At 41.5% G+C, this 19,331-nt stretch carries 15 protein-coding genes; all 15 read left to right on the top strand.

Going from position 1 to position 19,331, the window contains the following annotated elements; genetic code table 11:
- Positions 1-87: 87 nt before the first annotated feature.
- On the top strand, positions 88-3,135 hold the full coding sequence (locus SK642_RS11100; RefSeq protein WP_051734076.1) for an SEC10/PgrA surface exclusion domain-containing protein: 3,048 nt from the start codon (positions 88-90) through the stop codon (positions 3,133-3,135).
- Between the two features lie 8 nt (positions 3,136-3,143).
- Positions 3,144-3,296, top strand: coding sequence for a hypothetical protein (locus tag SK642_RS07445; RefSeq protein ID WP_051734075.1), 153 nt, complete (start codon positions 3,144-3,146; stop codon positions 3,294-3,296).
- A gap of 331 nt (positions 3,297-3,627) precedes the next feature.
- Positions 3,628-5,259, top strand: coding sequence for a P-loop NTPase fold protein (locus SK642_RS07440; protein WP_235230864.1), 1,632 nt, complete (start codon positions 3,628-3,630; stop codon positions 5,257-5,259).
- Positions 5,260-5,355: 96 nt separating this feature from the next.
- Positions 5,356-6,969 (top strand): ribonuclease Y, encoded by a 1,614-nt coding sequence (locus SK642_RS07435; protein ID WP_033684161.1) that lies wholly within the window; start codon positions 5,356-5,358, stop codon positions 6,967-6,969.
- Between the two features lie 138 nt (positions 6,970-7,107).
- Positions 7,108-7,734: a guanylate kinase gene (gmk, locus tag SK642_RS07430; RefSeq protein WP_033684160.1), complete on the top strand. Its 627-nt coding sequence runs from the start codon at positions 7,108-7,110 to the stop codon at positions 7,732-7,734.
- Positions 7,735-7,758: 24 nt separating this feature from the next.
- Positions 7,759-8,073 carry a DNA-directed RNA polymerase subunit omega gene (gene rpoZ / locus SK642_RS07425; protein WP_000979235.1) on the top strand — a complete coding sequence of 105 codons (315 nt, stop codon included), beginning with the start codon at positions 7,759-7,761 and terminating at the stop codon, positions 8,071-8,073.
- Positions 8,074-8,138: 65 nt separating this feature from the next.
- Positions 8,139-10,535 carry a primosomal protein N' gene (locus SK642_RS07420; RefSeq protein ID WP_033684159.1) on the top strand — a complete coding sequence of 799 codons (2,397 nt, stop codon included), beginning with the start codon at positions 8,139-8,141 and terminating at the stop codon, positions 10,533-10,535.
- Between the two features lie 12 nt (positions 10,536-10,547).
- On the top strand, positions 10,548-11,483 hold the full coding sequence (fmt, locus tag SK642_RS07415; protein ID WP_033684158.1) for a methionyl-tRNA formyltransferase: 936 nt from the start codon (positions 10,548-10,550) through the stop codon (positions 11,481-11,483).
- Positions 11,476-12,789 carry a 16S rRNA (cytosine(967)-C(5))-methyltransferase RsmB gene (gene rsmB / locus SK642_RS07410; RefSeq protein ID WP_033684265.1) on the top strand — a complete coding sequence of 438 codons (1,314 nt, stop codon included), beginning with the start codon at positions 11,476-11,478 and terminating at the stop codon, positions 12,787-12,789. Before fmt ends, rsmB begins: the two co-directional genes overlap by 8 nt.
- Positions 12,790-12,803: 14 nt before the next feature.
- Positions 12,804-13,544 (top strand): Stp1/IreP family PP2C-type Ser/Thr phosphatase, encoded by a 741-nt coding sequence (locus SK642_RS07405; protein WP_033684157.1) that lies wholly within the window; start codon positions 12,804-12,806, stop codon positions 13,542-13,544.
- Positions 13,541-15,442: a Stk1 family PASTA domain-containing Ser/Thr kinase gene (gene pknB / locus SK642_RS07400; RefSeq protein ID WP_033684156.1), complete on the top strand. Its 1,902-nt coding sequence runs from the start codon at positions 13,541-13,543 to the stop codon at positions 15,440-15,442. The genes SK642_RS07405 and pknB overlap by 4 nt, the downstream gene beginning before the upstream one ends.
- Before the next feature lie 88 nt (positions 15,443-15,530).
- Positions 15,531-16,289: a threonine/serine exporter family protein gene (locus SK642_RS07395; protein WP_033684155.1), complete on the top strand. Its 759-nt coding sequence runs from the start codon at positions 15,531-15,533 to the stop codon at positions 16,287-16,289.
- Position 16,290: 1 nt separating this feature from the next.
- Complete coding sequence (locus tag SK642_RS07390; protein WP_033684154.1) at positions 16,291-16,740, top strand: threonine/serine exporter family protein; 450 nt, start codon at positions 16,291-16,293, stop codon at positions 16,738-16,740.
- A gap of 112 nt (positions 16,741-16,852) precedes the next feature.
- Positions 16,853-18,025, top strand: a complete 1,173-nt coding sequence (locus SK642_RS07385; protein WP_033684264.1) for a hydroxymethylglutaryl-CoA synthase — start codon at positions 16,853-16,855, stop codon at positions 18,023-18,025.
- Positions 18,025-19,299 carry a hydroxymethylglutaryl-CoA reductase, degradative gene (locus SK642_RS07380; RefSeq protein ID WP_033684153.1) on the top strand — a complete coding sequence of 425 codons (1,275 nt, stop codon included), beginning with the start codon at positions 18,025-18,027 and terminating at the stop codon, positions 19,297-19,299. Before SK642_RS07385 ends, SK642_RS07380 begins: the two co-directional genes overlap by 1 nt.
- Positions 19,300-19,331 lie beyond the last annotated feature (32 nt).

Here is a 19,331-nt window from a genome sequence, read left to right as displayed (position 1 = left end):
AGACTTTTTAAAGTTATTTTATATATAAACAACCTTTAAAGGTTGTTTTGTGATATAATAAGTTTATAAAGAAAAAGAGGAAACAATATGAAAAAATCAACAATCGTAATGACAGCAGCAATTGCAGCAGCATCCCTATCCCACACAGTAGGCGCAGAAGAAGTCGCTCCAAAACCAGTGAATATGGAAGCTCCAAAGGTGGAGGTTGTGGAAACAACTACTCCTGCGGTAGCTACAAAAGAAGAAGTTGCTACAAAAGAAGCAGAAGCTAAGAAAGTGGATCAAGAAGTAGTAGAAGCAAAACAGGTGGTCAAAGATGCCAAACGTGCTACAAATGAAGCGGATTCTCTTGTCAATGAGAAAACAGACGCTGTGAAAAAGGCGGAAGACTTTGCGAAGAAGGCAAGTCCAGCCGTTATTGCAGAAGCAGAAAAAGAAGTTGTGAAGGCTGAGTCTGCTGTTCCTGCAAAAGAAGAAATTGTTAAACAAGCAGAAGCAAAAGCTACAGAAGCAAGCCAAGCGGTATCTGCACAAGAAACAGTTGTAGCAGAAAAAGAAGCTACACAAACTGAAAAAGAAAAAGCACTTACAAGTGCCACAGAAGCGGTTCAAATCGCCACAGACGCAGTTAATGGCAAAGGCTTGGAAAATGCTAAGGAAGCACAAAAAGAAGCCGTAGAAGCGGAAAAAACAAGCAAACAAGCGCAAACAGATGCAGAGACTGCTCTTGCAGAAGCAGAAAAAGCAAATCAAGCTACAAACGCGCAAATTGAAGATACAAAGGCAGATATTGCTACAAAAACCCAAGCGGTATTAGATGCCAAAGCAGAACAAGAAAAAGCGGAAAAAGCGGTGGCGGATATTACTGCTAACTACAACCAGGCAGTGTCTGTTTTAGATTCTATTAAAAATACAAAACATAATACAATTAAACTTGCTCCTGAATTTATTGAAGCTGTGAAAGAACGTATGCAACTTCAAGAAGATTTCCGCAGATCTAAAAACAAAAGCAATTTTGATTTTAGTAGATTTCCTAAAACTTTTAATAAAGTAAAAGAAACACAAATGGGCACTCCTGCCTTAAATCAATTTATTCCACTTGAATCAGATTTAGCTGATGAAACTAAATATGACGTTAATCATATCCCAGAAGATTTTAAACGCGATTTAACATTTTTCGCTGCTGACTTAATTAATCAAATGCGAGAACAAGTAGGCTTGTTGGATGTAAAAGTTACGGCTGATTCATTTACTTTTGCAGAAAAAATTGCAAAAGAATATACAAAAGCAAAAGTAACAAATGTTCTTTTAGATAGTTATCGTAAACAAAAAGGTGGCTTTGGGCATTATGCTATTGGCATTAATAAAGTTGCTAAGGAATATGGTTTAGATGATGGCAATTCAGAAAGTGAACGCATTAATTTAGAAAACAAAGGGGTTCAATCTTATGAGGTTGCAGTAAGCTTCACAGCTACAGATGAAATTGATTCAGATGTTTTTCGATTAACTAAATCAGAAATGCGTAAGTTTATGTATACTACATTAGTACGATTGATTTCAACTGAAAACGATTTTGGTCATACAAGTGCAACAATTGGTTTTGATAAAGAAGTTGAAACTCAATACTTTGGGGGAGTTGCGCAAAGTCACACAAAGACTCTTTATAGAGATCATGTTATAGCAGGAATTCCTGAATCATACATGACTAATTCTACATTTGATCGCAATGAAATTGAAAATCCATATACAAAAGCAAGAAAAGCTAATAAAATTAAAGAAGCTGAAGCTCTTGTAAATTCTAAAAAAGTCGAAAAAACACAAGCTGAACAAGCTCTTCAAACTGCATCTCAAAATGTCAATTCTGCTGAGACTGCTCTCAATTCTGCAAAAAATCTCTTGAAATCTCAAGAAGCAGAATTGAAAGATACAGTAGCCTTGAAACAAGCTCTTCAATCAGCTACAACAACACACAATCAAGCAGTTGTTTCCTTGTCAAATGCAAATGCCTTGGTTGCTACCTTGTCTGCTACAAAGGCAGATAAAGAAGCGAAGTTGGCAGAGTTAAAAGCAACTGCAAAACAAGCAGAGAAAGAGTTCAACCAAGCCAAAGCAGAAACAAAAGCTGAGAAAGCAACTCTCTCTTCTCTTCAAGAGAAAGCAGAAGAAACTACCCAAGCGGTATCAGTTGCCAAAGAAGCACTTAACCAAGCGAAAGCACAAGTTGTTTCTTCAAAAGAGTTGGTTGAAGATTTGAAAGTAGCTGCAAAAGAGCTTGAAACTCGCAAGGCAGAGTTGAAAGACGCAGAAGAAGCGCTCAAAGAAGCCAAAGCAAATCAAGCAACTGCACAAGAAGTGCTTGAAGCAAAAGAAAAAGTAGCCAAAGAAGCGAATAAGGCTTATGCGACAGCAAAAGCAAGTTACGAAGCAGAGCAAGCTCGTCTTCAAGCAGAAGAATTGAAGAAACATCCTGTAACAGAAAAGGGTATCCCTGAAGTTCGTCCAGCTCTTCCAGAGTTCGCACTTCCAACAATTCCATCTGTTCCAACAACTCCTAGCACACCTGTTGCTCTTGTAGCTCCGGTTGTTCCATCAACTCCACGTGTTGAAGTTCCTGTTGTGAATAACAATAGTGGGGTATTTGGCCAAGATAAAGCCAAAGTAGATGTAGTTGCCAAACAAAAAACGGAAACTAAGACTACAAAAGATTCTCAAGCTGGTAACTGGATTGAGTCAGCTGGTCGCTGGTGGTATCAGCACGAAGATGGTTCATACACTACTAATGGTTGGGAACTAATCAAGGGTAGATGGTATTACTTTGATAATACGGGCTGGATGCAAACTGGCTGGGTCAAAACTGGTGGCTCATGGTATTACTTGAATGAAACAGGTTCACTGGCTACAGGCTGGGTCAAAGACAATGGCACATGGTACTATCTTAAAGATAGCGGTAAAATGGCTACTGGTTGGGTAAAAGATAATGATACATGGTATTATCTTGATAGCGCTGGAGCTATGAAGACAGGCTGGTTTACAGTTTCTGGTAAATGGTACTATGCCTATAGCTCAGGGGCTTTGGCAGTGAATACTACTACACCAGATGGCTATACGGTCAATGCCAACGGTGAGTGGGTATAAAGGACTACATGAAGAAGGTAAATGATGAATTTGAAGCTTTGGTAGTGCCCCTTTTGAAGAGCGACTGGAACAGTATTCAGGAAACCCTGAGAATCGCTCAAAATAAGGAACTTTCTGACAAAATCTTACGTGGAATGGCCCGAATTCGCGCAGGACATTAGTCTAATTTACAGAGAATACCTGAGTGAAATCTTGCTATTGTTAGAAACAACTTCTTGTATTTAATGATTATTAGAAAGTCTACTGAAAGGTGGACTTTTTGGTACATATTTGGGATCTGATATTTGTTAATAGCAATTATTTCTCTTAAGAAAATCAATCAAAGCGGGGATGTTTTTAGTATAATAAATTACCGTGTTTATCGTCTGTCCATATTAATGAGTGATATTCTGTGGTATAATTATAACAATGTTGATAAAAATAGAAACTATGAGAAATATAATGACGAGGATTCTTAATTTTATTCTGAATTTCAAACTATTGAAATATTTATTGAAAAGACCATCATGGAGTAGTAATGTTAGAATTATTGAATGGTACAAAATATTTATAGCTAGTATATGGGTACTGTATCTTGCACTTGAGATTGAACAATTTAAGCGCTTTGCTTCACCTATCTATAAATTTGTATCTAATTATAATCGTTTAAAAGATATTATTTTAATTTTGTATGAGAATCGTGTAATAATATTGTTAGTACTGACTATACCAACAATTTTAGACATAATTTTTAAAAAAGTTAGTTATAAAAAAGTTAGTTATAAAAAACTGGATCCAGAGCTATTTCCGGAATATGATTTGGATGACTATCCTTTTCAAACTCATCTGGTTGAATTTTTAAATAGCCCGGACTCTATTCATAATGTGTATTGGTTGGATGGTTCTTGGGGGAGTGGGAAAACATTTTTCATAAAGACGTTTTTTGAAAATCAAATTTACAAAAAGAAAGAAATCTACTATATTTCCTGCTTTGGGATAAAAACAAGAGAGCAAGCCGAGAAAATATTGATTAATGAGATAGAAAAACAATCCACACTCGGAAATTTGGACTTTATTCCACTTGTTGGAGGAGTTTTTAAATGGTTCTTTAAAACAGTTGGAACGGATTTAATGAAGCGAAATTCTATCATTATTTTTGATGATTTCGAACGAGTTTCATATGCAGAAACATCAGATAAGCCTTCAGATTACAATGATTTATTGGGTTATATTGATTATCTTTCTGAGAATAAAAGATTTAAAATTATTGTAATTTTAAATAGTGAGGAAATTAAGTCAACAAAGAAGAATCTCATTGATAATAAATTTAAGTTAAATCAAAATCGAATGCTATCTACAGAAGAGGTCATAGATAGTATTTTGAGAAAAAGTAAATTGAAGGATAGTAATCTTGGGCAAATATTAGCGTTAATATATAAAATTTATTACGCAGATAGAGATGAAAGAGCTATTCAAATTAAAAATAAGGATTCAAAAGTAGAAAAACAAAGTTTAAGAGCGTTTCAGAAAGACATAGAAGATTTATCATATTTAAGTGATCCGGAAGAGATAAGGAAATATGTTATTGATTGTATGAATGGACGGGGAAGAGACGAGAGTACCATAAAATCACTTTTTAAATATTTTGAAGAGATTCCGTTTTTATCAGATTCATTTCTTTACTTTGAATTTTTTATATTTCGGGAAGGAACGGAGTTAACTCCAAAAAATGATTATATCGATAGTTATAAATCTTTTCAATTTGCTTCAAAGAAAATATCATATTTCGATGATTTGCTATCGTGTTTATGGCTAGAAGGAAAAAGAGATAAAGAGTTTAGATATCTCGGTATTTCCAGTGATTCAACTTATTCAATTATCAAAAACTATAGTCCTAGTGAAATTGAAGAGATACTCGTTAACATATATTATGACATTTTAGAAGGGAATGAGAAAAAAGATTATCAGATAGATGATATCGATGAATTACTATGTAATGAAGAATATCAGTATTTTCTAAATTATCGCCTACCTACGAAGTTAAATCAACAAATTACAATTAATCATATTCCATTAGATGAATTAATACAAGAGAGTTTTGAAATAAATAGATCTTTGTCTGAACTTCAAGCTAAATTTCAATAGTTCATATTCTATTTTAGGTTTGTGAAAATCACTTTTTTATGGTAGAATGTAAAAGAATGTATGTCATTCATAATAAAAATTAAATGAGGTAAAAACATGGAAATCATGTCGCTTGCGATTGCTGTTTTTGCCGTCATCATTGGTTTAGTCATTGGATATGTCAGCATCTCAGCTAAGATGAAATCATCTCAGGAAGCTGCAGATTTGATGCTTTTAAATGCTGAACAAGAAGCAACTAATTTACGTGGACAAGCTGAGCGTGAAGCAGATTTACTTGTTAATGAAGCTAAACGTGAAAGCAAGTCTCTTAAAAAAGAAGCACTATTGGAGGCCAAAGAAGAAGCCAGAAAATACCGTGAAGAAGTGGACGCTGAATTCAAATCAGAACGTCAAGAACTCAAACAAATCGAAAGTCGTTTGACAGAGAGAGCTACTAGCCTTGACCGTAAGGACGACAATTTGACGAGTAAAGAACAAACACTTGAACAAAAAGAACAAAGTATTTCTGATAGAGCGAAAAACCTTGATGCGCGTGAAGAGCAATTGGAGGAAGTCGAAAGACAAAAAGAAGCAGAACTAGAGCGTATTGGTGCTCTGTCTCAGGCAGAAGCACGAGATATTATCTTGGCTCAGACAGAGGAAAACTTGACCAAGGAGATTGCCAGTCGTATTCGTGAAGCTGAGCAAGAGGTCAAGGAACGTTCTGATAAAATGGCCAAGGACATCTTGGTTCAAGCTATGCAACGTATCGCTGGTGAATATGTAGCGGAGTCAACGAACTCAACGGTTCACCTGCCAGACGATACTATGAAGGGACGCATTATTGGTCGTGAAGGTCGTAACATTCGTACCTTTGAAAGTTTGACAGGAGTTGATGTGATTATCGACGATACACCAGAAGTGGTAACCTTGTCAGGTTTTGACCCGATTCGTCGCGAGATTGCCCGTATGACTATGGAAATGTTGCTCAAAGATGGTCGTATCCACCCAGCTCGTATCGAAGAGTTGGTTGAGAAAAATCGTCAAGAGATTGACAATAAGATCCGCGAATATGGTGAGGCTGCTGCCTATGAGATTGGTGCGCCAAACCTTCATCCAGACTTGATGAAAATCATGGGTCGCTTGCAGTTCCGTACTTCATATGGACAAAATGTCTTGCGTCATTCGATTGAGGTTGCTAAGTTAGCTGGTATTATGGCCAGCGAACTTGGTGAAAATGCGGCTCTTGCTCGTCGTGCTGGATTCCTTCATGACATTGGGAAAGCTATTGATCGTGAGGTTGAAGGTAGCCACGTTGAAATCGGTATGGAATTGGCTCGTAAGTACAAGGAACATCCAGTTGTGGTCAATACGATTGCTAGCCACCACGGCGATGTTGAAGCTGAAAGCGTGATTGCAGTAATCGTTGCTGCAGCAGATGCCTTGAGTGCAGCCCGTCCAGGTGCTCGTAGTGAGTCTCTTGAAAGCTATATCAAGCGTCTCCATGATTTGGAAGAAATTGCTAACGGCTTTGAGGGAGTGCAAACTAGCTTTGCCCTTCAAGCAGGACGTGAAATTCGCATCATGGTCAATCCAGGACAAATCAAGGACGACAAAGTCACAATCTTGGCTCACAAAGTTCGTGAGAAAATTGAAAATAATCTCGATTACCCAGGAAATATCAAGGTAACCGTGATTCGCGAGCTTCGTGCAGTAGATTATGCTAAATAAATAAGAAAGAGCAGTTGAAAAATTACTGCTTTTTTGTTACACTAGATAGAAAGACTGTAGAAGGATAGTTTGCACTAAATGCTACTATCTGAAGGGAAATCTTATTTTATTTTTACAGACTGACTAAAAGGAGACACAATGGCAGACCGAGGCTTACTAATCGTTTTTTCTGGTCCCTCAGGGGTTGGAAAAGGAACGGTTAGAAGAGAGATTTTTGAGAGTTCTGAGAACCAATTTCAATACTCTGTATCGATGACGACACGCGCACAACGTCCTGGAGAAGTGGACGGTGTTGACTATTTCTTCCGTACTCGTGAAGAGTTTGAAGAGCTGATTCGTCAAGGACAGATGTTGGAATACGCAGAATATGTCGGCAACTACTATGGAACGCCTCTGACCTATGTCAATGAAACCTTGGACAAGGGAATTGATGTTTTCCTTGAAATTGAAGTTCAGGGCGCTCTTCAGGTTAAGAAAAAGGTTCCAGATGCTGTCTTTATCTTCCTGACACCACCAGATTTGGATGAATTGCAAGATCGTTTGGTAGGACGTGGAACAGACAGCGCAGAAGTGATTGCCCAACGAATCGAAAAAGCCAAGGAAGAAATTGCTCTCATGCGTGAGTATGATTATGCGATTGTCAACGATCAGGTGTCCCTAGCTGCTGAGCGTGTCAAACGTGTGATCGAAGCAGAGCACTTCCGTGTGGATCGTGTCATTGGTCACTATCAGGAGATGTTACCAAAATCTCCAACTACCCGATAAAATTTAGAAAATAGGTACAAGCAAATGATGTTAAAACCCTCTATTGATACCTTGCTTGACAAGGTTCCTTCAAAATATTCACTCGTAATCTTGGAAGCAAAACGTGCCCACGAATTGGAAGCAGGTGCGCCAGCAACTCAAGGTTTCAAGTCTGAAAAATCAACTCTTCGCGCTTTAGAAGAAATCGAATCAGGAAACGTTACCATTCACCCAGATCCAGAAGGAAAACGTGAAGCAGTGCGTCGCCGTATCGAAGAAGAAAAACGCCGCAAAGAAGAAGAAGAAAAGAAAATCAAAGAGCAAATCGCTAAAGAAAAAGAAGATGGTGAAAAAATTTAAGGTTGGGGGGACTCAATCTTATTTTTTCTATTGCAAGAATGTACTGACAAGAAGGAGGTGAGAAGATGGCTATAGCCAAGATTATTGTTGATGTGCCCTTGATGCAGACGGACCAGCCCTATAGTTACAGGATTCCTGAGGAATTTGAGGGAATGCTGGAAGTTGGAATGCGGGTTCATGTGCCTTTTGGTAAGGGCAATCGCCTGATTCAAGGGATTGTTCTTGGTTTGGAGTCCCAATCAGATGAAGAAGAGATGGAGCAAGATTTAAAAGATATTGCCGAGGTGTTGGATTTTTCACCTGTTCTCATGCAAGAACAACTCTGGCTAGCTGACGAGCTACGTAAATCTGTCTTTTCCTACAAAATCGCCATCCTCAAGGCCATGCTACCAGGATTTCTGAACTCCAGCTATGACAAGATTCTCTATCCTCTGGCAGGTCTGAGTCAGGAAGACAGAGAGCGTTTGTTTGGTTCAGAAGATTCGCTTGCCTTTTCTTCTCTGGATTTAGGTAAGCAAGCCGAAATGATGCGTTTGACTAGGAAAGGTCTGCTTGGTCTGGAATATCAGGCGATCGATCAAAAGAAGGTCAAGACCCAGTCTTGGTATGAGGTTGACCTTGCTCAATTAGAAAATGTAGAGATTTCTGCTCGTGCTAAGAAAAAGTTGGAACTGAGAGACTATCTGCTGTCTCATCCTGAGAGTGCTTCCTTGGCTAGTTTGCTAGAGTTCTATTCGCGGGAGCAAGTCAACTTCTTTGTGGAACAAGGTGCTGTTACCATAGTCCAAAAGGAAGTGCAACGCTCGGCTGCTTATTTTGAAGGGATCGAAGTAAGTCAGCCTCTGGAGTTGAATCCAGAACAAAGACAGGCGCGTGATGCGGTTGTCAGCGCGATTGGCAGTCATCAGCCTCCCTTCCTCCTTCAAGGGATTACAGGAAGTGGGAAGACGGAGGTTTACTTGCAGATTATCCAAGGGGCCTTGGACAAGGGCAAGACAGCTATTTTGCTGGTGCCTGAGATTTCCTTGACTCCACAGATGACAGAGCGTTTTATTGCTCGCTTTGGTGAGAAAGTGGCTATTCTTCATTCAGGCCTGTCCAATGGTGAAAAGTATGATGAATGGCGCAAAGTGGAACGTGGAGATGCCCAAGTTGTTGTGGGTGCCAGATCTGCCATCTTTGCCCCCCTGAAAAATCTAGGTGTTATGATTATCGATGAGGAGCATGAAGCGACTTATAAGCAGGACAGCAATCCCCGTTACCATGCCAGAGAGGTGGCTATTTTACGGGCCCAGTATAATCAAGCGGCTCTGGTACTCGGGTCTGCGACACCAAGTCTGGAAAGCCGTGCGAGGGCTGGAAAAGGTGTCTATCAACACTTACGTCTGACCCAGCGAGCCAATCCTTTAGCCACGATTCCTGAGGTTCAAGTGATTGATTTTCGGGACTATATCGGACAAAACGAGACATCAAACTTTACGCCCCCTTTGCTAGAAGCCATTCAAGACCGTCTGGCTAAAAAAGAGCAGGTAGTTCTCATGCTCAATCGCCGTGGTTATTCTAGCTTTGTTATGTGTCGGGAGTGTGGGACGGTGGATACTTGTCCTAACTGTGATATTTCCCTGACCTTGCACATGGATACCAAGACAATGAACTGCCATTATTGTGGTTTTTCGAAAGACATTCCTCAGGCCTGCCCTAACTGTAAGAGTCGCAGTATTCGTTACTATGGAACAGGGACTCAAAAGGCTTATGATGAGCTAGCAGAGCTTTTTCCTCAGGCACGCATTCTGCGCATGGATGTGGATACGACGCGCAAGAAAGGCAGCCATCAAGCTCTACTTGACCAGTTTGGGCGAGGAGAAGCAGATATTTTACTAGGTACTCAGATGATTGCCAAGGGCTTGGATTTTCCCAATGTGACCCTAGTCGGAGTTCTTAATGCGGATACGGCCTTGAATCTACCAGATTTCCGTTCTTCTGAGAGAACCTTCCAGCTCTTGACTCAAGTGGCAGGTCGGGCAGGCCGTGCTGAAAAAGCTGGGCAGGTCTTGATTCAGTCTTACAATCCTCAGCACTATGCTATTCGATTTGCCAAGGATCAGGATTACGAAGGCTTTTATGCTTATGAAATGGGAATTAGACGACAACTTGGCTATCCACCTTACTATTTCACGATTGGTATTACACTTTCTCACAAGAAAGAAGAAGTGGTTGTCAAACGTGCTTATGAAGTTATGAACATCTTGAGGTCAGGTTTGTCAGAGACCAGTAAGATTCTCGGGCCAACGCCAAAACCTATTGCTCGTACCCACAACCTCTATCATTACCAAATTTTGATTAAATATCGTTTAGAAGATGAACTGGGTCCGACTCTCAATCAGGTTCTGGCCTTGACTCAAGAACGAGAAAATAGTGAGCTCCGTCTCAGCATTGATCATGAGCCACAGCAATTTTTATAAGAAGGAGAAGATATGACAAAACTAATCTTTATGGGGACCCCCGAATTTTCAGCAACAGTCTTAAAAGGACTTTTGACAGATGACCGCTACGAAATTCTAGCCGTTGTGACCCAGCCAGACCGCGCTGTAGGCCGTAAAAAAGTAATCCAAGAAACTCCAGTCAAGCAGGCTGCCAAAGAAGCGGGACTTCCTATTTACCAACCTGAAAAATTATCTGGAAGTCCAGAGATGGAAGCTATTATGAATTTGGGAGCGGATGGAATCGTGACTGCTGCTTTTGGGCAGTTTCTCCCAAGTAAACTCCTTGATAGCATGGATTTTGCGGTTAACGTTCATGCTTCTCTCCTTCCAAAACACCGTGGTGGTGCGCCTATCCATTACGCCTTGATTCAAGGGGATGAGGAAGCTGGTGTGACCATTATGGAAATGGTTAAGGAAATGGATGCAGGGGATATGATTTCTCGTCGCAGTATTCCTATCACAGATGAGGACAATGTTGGCACCTTGTTTGAGAAATTAGCGCTAGTTGGTCGCGATTTGCTTTTGGATACTTTGCCTGCCTATATTGCTGGTGAGATTCAACCAGAACCGCAAGATCCGAGTCAGGTTAGCTTCTCGCCAAATATCAAGCCAGAAGAAGAAAAACTGGACTGGAACAAAACCAATCGTCAACTTTTTAACCAAATCCGTGGCATGAATCCGTGGCCTGTTGCCCATACTTTTCTCAAGGGCGACCGCTTTAAGATTTATGAAGCCCTACCAGTAGAAGGTCAAGGCAACCCAGGAGAGATTCTCTCTATCGGCAAGAAAGAATTGATTGTTGCAACGGCTGAAGGAGCTCTATCTCTCAAACAAGTGCAGCCAGCTGGTAAACCTAAGATGGACATTGCTTCCTTCCTCAACGGAGTTGGACGTACATTGACTGTAGGAGAACGATTTGGTGACTAAAGTAGAAACGGCTAGAAGTCTAACCCTAGCAGTATTAGAGGATGTTTTTATCAGTCAAGCATACTCAAATATCGCCTTAAATAAGCATCTCAAGGGAAGTCAACTTTCGGCAGCAGATAAGGGCTTGGTGACCGAGCTGGTCTATGGAACGGTAGCCCGCAAATTGACTCTGGAATGGTACCTATCCCACTTTATCGAAGACAGAGACCAGTTAGACAGCTGGCTCTATGTTCTGCTTCTTATGAGTGCCTACCAGCTCCGCTATTTGGATAAGATTCCAGACCATGCTGTGGTCAATGAAGCAGTAGAATTGGCCAAAGTCCGTAAAAAAGGCAGTGAAAAATTGGTCAATGCCCTCCTTCGCCGTATCTTGCGTGAAGGTTGGCCAGATATTGCCAGTATCAAACGGAAAAACAAGCGTGATTCCATTGCCTATTCTCTCCCAGTTTGGCTAGTTGCCAAGCTCAAGGAAGAATACGGTGAAGAGCGAGCGCAAGCTATTTTTGAAAGTCTTTTGGTGAGAAACAAGGCCAGTATTCGTGTAACTGATTTAAGCCGAAAAGAGGAAATCCAAGCCTTGTTGGAGGCTAGTGCTTCATCTTTGTCTGTTTCTGGTCTGGTTAAGGAGCAAGGGCATTTTGCAGGTCATGATTTGTTTGCAGAGGGAGCCATTACCATCCAAGACGAATCTAGTCAATTGGTTGCTCCGACTTTGAATTTGCAGGGAGATGAGCGAGTGCTTGATGCCTGTGCGGCTCCAGGTGGGAAAACAGCCCATATAGCTTCTTATCTAACGACAGGTCAGGTTACGGCTTTGGACCTTTACGATCACAAGTTGGACTTAATCCAAGAAAATGCTCAACGTCTGGGAGTTGTAGATCGGGTTCAAACGCAAAAATTGGATGCCAGAAAGGTGCATGAGTTTTTTGGTCAGGATTCATTTGATAAGATTTTAGTGGATGCTCCCTGTTCAGGAATCGGTCTTTTGCGCCGAAAACCAGACATCAAATACAATAAAGAAACGGCAGATTTCGCGTCCTTGCAGGAAATTCAGCTCGAAATATTAGGTAGTGTTTGTCAAACACTAGGCAAAGGTGGTATAATAACTTATAGTACCTGTACTATTGTCTCAGAGGAGAATTTTCAAGTCGTGGAGGCGTTTTTAGAAAGTCATCCTGAGTTCGAGCAGGTAAAACTAGAACATGAATGTAAGGATATCATGAAAGACGGCTGTATCCTCATTACACCTGAATTGTATGGAAGTGATGGATTCTTCATCAGTCAATTTCGCAAGATATCGGATTAGGAAGGAACTGACACATGGAAATTTCATTATTAACAGATGTTGGTCAGAAACGAACAAATAACCAAGACTATGTCAACCACTATGTCAATAGAGCTGGGCGTACTATGATTATTTTAGCTGATGGGATGGGAGGTCATCGCGCAGGGAATATCGCTAGTGAAATGGCAGTAACAGACCTAGGTATAGCTTGGGTTGATACCCAGATCAATACAGTCAATGAAGTGCGTGAATGGTTCGGCAATTACCTAGAAATTGAAAATCAAAAGATTCATCAACTTGGGCAAGATGATGCCTATAAAGGAATGGGAACAACTCTAGAAGCTGTTGCTATTATTGGCAATCAGGCTATCTATGCCCATATTGGCGATTCTCGTATCGGTTTGATTCGTGGGGAAGAATACCACCAGTTAACGAGCGACCATTCTTTGGTCAATGAATTGCTTAAGGCAGGTCAATTGACACCAGAAGAAGCAGCTAGCCATCCACAGAAAAATATTATTACTCAATCTATCGGTCAAAAAGATGAAGTTCAACCTGATTTTGGAATAATTACCCTTGAGCCAGGTGACTATCTCTTGCTTAATAGTGATGGTTTGACCAACATGATTTCAGGCAGTGAGATTTGTGATATTGTAACCAGTGATATTCCTTTGGCAGATAAAACAGCGACGCTCGTGCGTTTTGCTAACAATGCAGGAGGTTTAGACAACATTACGGTTGCCCTTGTTTCTATGAACGAGGAGGATGCAGAATGATCCAAATCGGCAAGATTTTTGCCGGACGCTATCGGATTGTGAAACAGATTGGCCGAGGAGGCATGGCAGATGTCTATTTGGCCAAGGATTTAATTCTAGACGGAGAAGAAGTGGCAGTGAAGGTCCTGAGGACTAACTACCAGACGGACCCGATAGCTGTAGCTCGTTTTCAACGTGAAGCGAGAGCTATGGCAGATCTAGACCATCCTCATATCGTTCGGATAACAGATATTGGTGAGGAAGACGGTCAACAGTATCTTGCAATGGAGTATGTTGCTGGGCTAGACCTCAAACGCTATATCAAGGAACACTATCCTCTTTCTAATGAAGAAGCTGTCCGTATCATGGGACAAATCCTCCTAGCCATGCGTTTGGCCCATACCAGAGGGATTGTTCATAGGGACTTGAAACCTCAAAATATCCTCTTGACACCAGATGGGACTGCCAAAGTCACAGATTTTGGGATTGCGGTAGCCTTTGCTGAGACGAGTCTGACCCAGACCAACTCGATGCTGGGTTCGGTTCATTACTTGTCACCAGAGCAGGCGCGTGGTTCGAAAGCAACTGTACAGAGTGATATCTATGCCATGGGGATTATTTTCTATGAGATGCTGACAGGCCATATCCCTTATGATGGGGATAGCGCGGTGACCATCGCCCTTCAGCATTTCCAGAAACCACTGCCATCGGTTATAGCTGAAAATCCGTCTGTGCCTCAGGCTTTGGAGAATGTTGTCATCAAGGCAACTGCCAAGAAATTGACAGATCGTTACAAATCAGTAGCTGAAATGTATGTGGACTTGTCGAGTAGTTTGTCTTATAATCGTCGCAATGAACCAAAGCTGGTCTTTGACGATGCGACTAAGGCGGACACCAAGACTCTACCAAAAGTATCCCAGAGTACCTTGACATCGATTCCTAAGGTGCAAACACAAAGTCCGAAGCCACAGACTGCGAAGCCGAGTCAGCAGGTTTCAGAAGACAATTACGTGACCAAGCCTGTTAAGAAACGGAAATTTAGAGTTCGTTATATGATTTTGTTGGCCAGCATTGTATTGGTGGCAGCCTCTCTGATTTGGATATTATCCAGAACTCCTGCAACCATTGCCATTCCAGATGTGGCAGGTCAGACAGTGGCGGAAGCCAAGGAAACCCTCAAGAAAGCCAATTTTGAGATTGGCGAGGAGAAGTCAGAGGCTAGTGAAAAGGTGGAAGAAGGGCGGATTATCCGTACAGATCCTGAAGCTGGAAAGACTCGAAAAGAAGGTTCGAAAATCAATTTGGTTGTCTCATCAGGCAAGCAATCTTTCCAATTGAGTAATTATATCGGCCGTAAATCCACGGATGTTATCGCAGAACTCAAGCAGAAGAAGGTTCCTGAAAATCTCATCAAGATCGAGGAAGAAGAATCAAGTGAGAGCGAAGCAGGAACTGTTCTCAGACAGAGTCCAGCTGCTGGAACAACCTATGATTTGAGCAAGGCATCAACGATTACCTTAACCGTTGCTAAGAAAGTAACCAGTGTTGCCATGCCAAGTTATACAGGTTCTAGTCTTGAATTTACTAAAAACAATCTTGTTCAAATTGTCGGTATTAAAGAAGCCAATATTGAAGTTGTAGAAGTGTCGACAGCTCCCGCTGGAACGGCTGAAGGTACAGTCGTTGAACAGAGTCCAAAAGCAGGTGATAAGGTTGATTTGACTAAGACGCGTGTCAAGATTTCAATTTACAAACCGAAAACACCGCCGTCAACGTCATCACCAGCACCAGCTCAACGTGGAAACCAAGGTTCTACTACAACACCAAGTCAGGGGAACCAACAAGGAAATCAACGAGGGAATGCACCTGCTCCTACCCAATCAAGTAGTGAAGGTAACCACGAAAATTCTCGTGATTAAATGAATCTTTGTCATGATTTCATGGCAAAGATTTTTTTTGACTCCAGATTTGTGATAAAATAGAAGGAGTTGATAAAGGGAGGAAAGCATGGAAGAATCAAGAGAATTAAATGCTGTCATCGATGTGATTATGCTAGCGGGGACTATTCTCCTTAAAAGTGGCTCGGAGATTCATCGTGTAGAAGATACCATGATTCGGATTGCGCATTCGCAGGGGATTGTGGATTGCAATGTTCTTGCCATGCCTGCCGCTATCTTTTTCTCGATTGAAAATACCAATATTTCGCGCATGAAGCGTGTGACCTCCTCTTCTTATAACATTGAAAAAGTCTGCGATGTGAACCAGATTTCTCGTCAGCTGGTTAGGGGGCAGATTGATTTAGAAACAGCCTTCAAGCAATTGACGGCCTTGCAAGCTCAACCCCTTCCCTATACCAAGTTCCAGGTGACTCTGGCTGCGACCTTTAGTGCTCCGTTCTTTTCAGTTATGTTTAGTGGAAATATCTACGACGCACTTGGGGCAGGAGTGGCTACCTTATTTGGTTTTGCCTTTTCCCTTTATGTGGAGAAGTTTATCCGAATTCCTTTTGTGACAGCATTTGCTGGGGCCTTCGTCTTTGGGATGATTGCCCAGTTTTGGGCTCGCTATACAGGATTTCCTTCAACGGCAGATTTGATTATAGCTGGTGCGGTTATGCCTTTTGTACCAGGAATTGCCTTAACAAATGCGGTTCGGGATATCATGACCAACCACATAAACTCTGGTATGAGTAAGATGTTTGAATCCCTGCTCATTACCCTTGCTTTAGGGGCAGGAACTTCTGTCGCCTTAGTATTGATGAACTAATATGACACTAATGACCTTTTTATTACAAGCAGTAGCAAGTCTTCTTGCTATTATTACCTTTTTAATCGTACTCAATGTTCAACGGTCTATGCTCTTACCAGGAGGGATTTTGGGCATGGTTGTCTGGCTAATCTATCTCTTGCTCAAGGAACCGACCAATATCATTGTAGCCACCTTTATTGCGGCTATTATCGGTTCTTGTGTTAGTCAGATTTTAAGTATTCTTTACAAGACCCCTGCTGTGGTCTTTATCTTGGCCATCTTGGCACCCTTAGTTCCAGGCTATCTTTCTTATCGAACAACTGCCTTTTTTGTGACGGGGGATTATAGTCATGCCATTGCTAGTGCAACTTTAGTTGTCATGTTGGCTCTGGTAATTTCTATTGGGATGGCTAGTGGAACAGTGATTCTTAGACTGTATTCCTATTTACGAAAACAGCAAAATAATTAGAATAATAAGGGACTTGCTTTGGTGAATCAAGTCTTTTTTCTCTCTTTTACTGCTATTTGTGATAAAATAGTAATGGACGATTTTTTACATGAATGATAAAACAGAGGTAAATATGACAATCGGTATTGATAAGATTGGTTTTGCGACCAGTCAATATGTCTTGAAATTACAAGACTTAGCAGAAGCAAGGGGAATTGACCCTGAAAAATTAAGTAAAGGACTCTTGCTCAAGGAATTGAGTATTGCCCCCCTAACTGAGGATATTGTGACCTTGGCGGCCAGTGCTAGTGACTCTATTTTAACTGAGCAAGAAAGACAAGAAATTGATATGGTCATTGTGGCTACCGAGTCAGGAATTGACCAGAGTAAGGCTGCAGCTGTCTTTGTGCATGGTTTGCTTGGAATTCAGCCTTTTGCTCGTAGTTTCGAGATTAAAGAAGCCTGTTATGGAGCGACAGCTGCCCTTCATTATGCCAAATTACATGTGGAAAATTCTCCAGAGTCCAAGGTCTTGGTCATTGCCAGTGATATTGCCAAATACGGTATTGAAACTCCAGGAGAACCCACTCAAGGTGCTGGAAGTGTGGCTATGTTGATTACACAAAATCCACGCATTATGGCCTTTAATAATGACAATGTAGCTCAGACCCGTGACATCATGGATTTCTGGCGACCAAATTACTCAACAACCCCTTATGTAAATGGTGTCTATTCTACCCAACAATATTTGGATAGTTTGAAAACGACTTGGCTTGAATACCAAACACGCTACCAGCTTACTTTGGATGATTTCGCTGCTGTTTGCTTCCACTTGCCTTATCCTAAATTAGCGCTAAAAGGCTTGAAAAAAATCATGGATAAGAACCTACCTCAAGAGAAAAAAGACCTCTTGCAAACGCATTTTGACCAGTCTATTCTCTACAGTCAAAAGGTGGGGAATATCTATACAGGTTCCCTCTTCCTCGGACTCTTGTCTCTCTTGGAAAATACAGATAGCTTGAAGGCTGGGGATAAAATCGCCCTCTACAGTTATGGAAGTGGAGCTGTGGCTGAGTTCTTCAGTGGTGAATTGGTTGAAGGATATGAAGTCTATCTGGATAAAGAGCGCTTGAACAAGCTCAACCAACGAACTGCCCTGTCTGTTGCAGACTATGAAAAAATCTTCTTTGAGGAAGTAGACTTAGATGAAACAAATTCTGCCCAGTTTACTGGCTATGAAAATCAAGATTTTACCTTGGTTGAAATTGTGGACCATCAACGCCGTTATAGCAAGGTTGAAAAATAATGAAGATAAGTTGGAATGGATTTTCTAAAAAATCATACCATGAGCGCCTCGAGTTGTTAAAAGCTCAGGCGCTCCTTAGTCCTGACAAGCAAGCGAGTTTGGATCAGGATGAACAGATTAGCGTGACTGTCGCAGACCAGCTGAGTGAGAATGTGGTGGGAACTTTTTCTCTACCTTATTCGCTAGTTCCAGAGGTCCTTGTCAACGGTCAGGAATACACAGTTCCTTATGTGACAGAAGAACCCTCAGTGGTTGCTGCGGCCAGCTATGCCAGCAAAATCATCAAGCGAGCAGGCGGTTTTACTGCACAAGTCCATGAGCGTCAGATGATTGGTCAGGTAGCCCTTTATCAAGTTGATGATCCAGATATAGCGCAAGAGAAGATTGCAAACAAAAAGACTGAGCTTTTGGAACTTGCCAATCAAGCCTATCCTTCCATTGTTAAACGCGGGGGTGGGGCGCGTGATTTGCATGTAGAGCAGATCAAAGGTGAAACAGACTTTCTCGTTGTTTATCTCCATGTCGATACCCAGGAAGCCATGGGAGCCAATATGCTCAACACCATGCTGGAAGCCTTGAAGCCAGTCTTAGAAGAACTGAGTCAGGGACAGAGTCTCATGGGGATTCTTTCTAATTACGCGACCGATTCTCTGGTGACAGCAAGCTGTCGCATCGCCTTTCGCTATTTGAGCCGTCAAAAGGATCAAGGACGAGAAATTGCAGAGAAAATTGCTTTGGCGAGCCAATTTGCGCAGGCTGATCCTTATCGAGCAGCTACCCACAATAAAGGGATTTTTAACGGTATTGATGCCATTTTGATTGCCACTGGTAATGACTGGCGTGCCATCGAAGCTGGAGCCCATGCTTTTGCCAGTCGAGAGGGGTACTATCAAGGTCTCAGTCGATGGATACTGGACCTTGAAAGAGAAGAATTGGTCGGTGAGATGATCTTACCCATGCCTGTAGCGACCAAGGGTGGCTCTATCGGCCTCAACCCTCGTGTAGCCCTTAGTCATGAACTACTGGGAAATCCTTCTGCCAAAGAATTAGCTCAGATTATCGTGTCCATCGGGCTTGCCCAAAACTTTGCAGCCCTCAAAGCCTTGGTGAGTACAGGAATTCAGCAAGGTCACATGAAATTGCAGGCCAAATCTTTGGCTCTCCTAGCAGGTGCTAGTGAGTCTGAAGTTGCTCCTCTAGTTGAGCAACTTATCGCAGATAAAACCTTTAACCTAGAGACAGCCCAGCGTTATCTAGAAAACTTAAGATTATAAAAAAACTCAGACGGATCGGTCTGAGTTTTCTT

The sequence above is a fragment of the Streptococcus mitis genome (assembly GCF_000722705.1).
GTDB classification, from domain to species: Bacteria; Bacillota; Bacilli; order Lactobacillales; family Streptococcaceae; genus Streptococcus; species Streptococcus mitis_P.
Note: the sequence above shows the minus strand (reverse complement) of the source record. Positions and strands in the feature narration are given on the sequence as shown.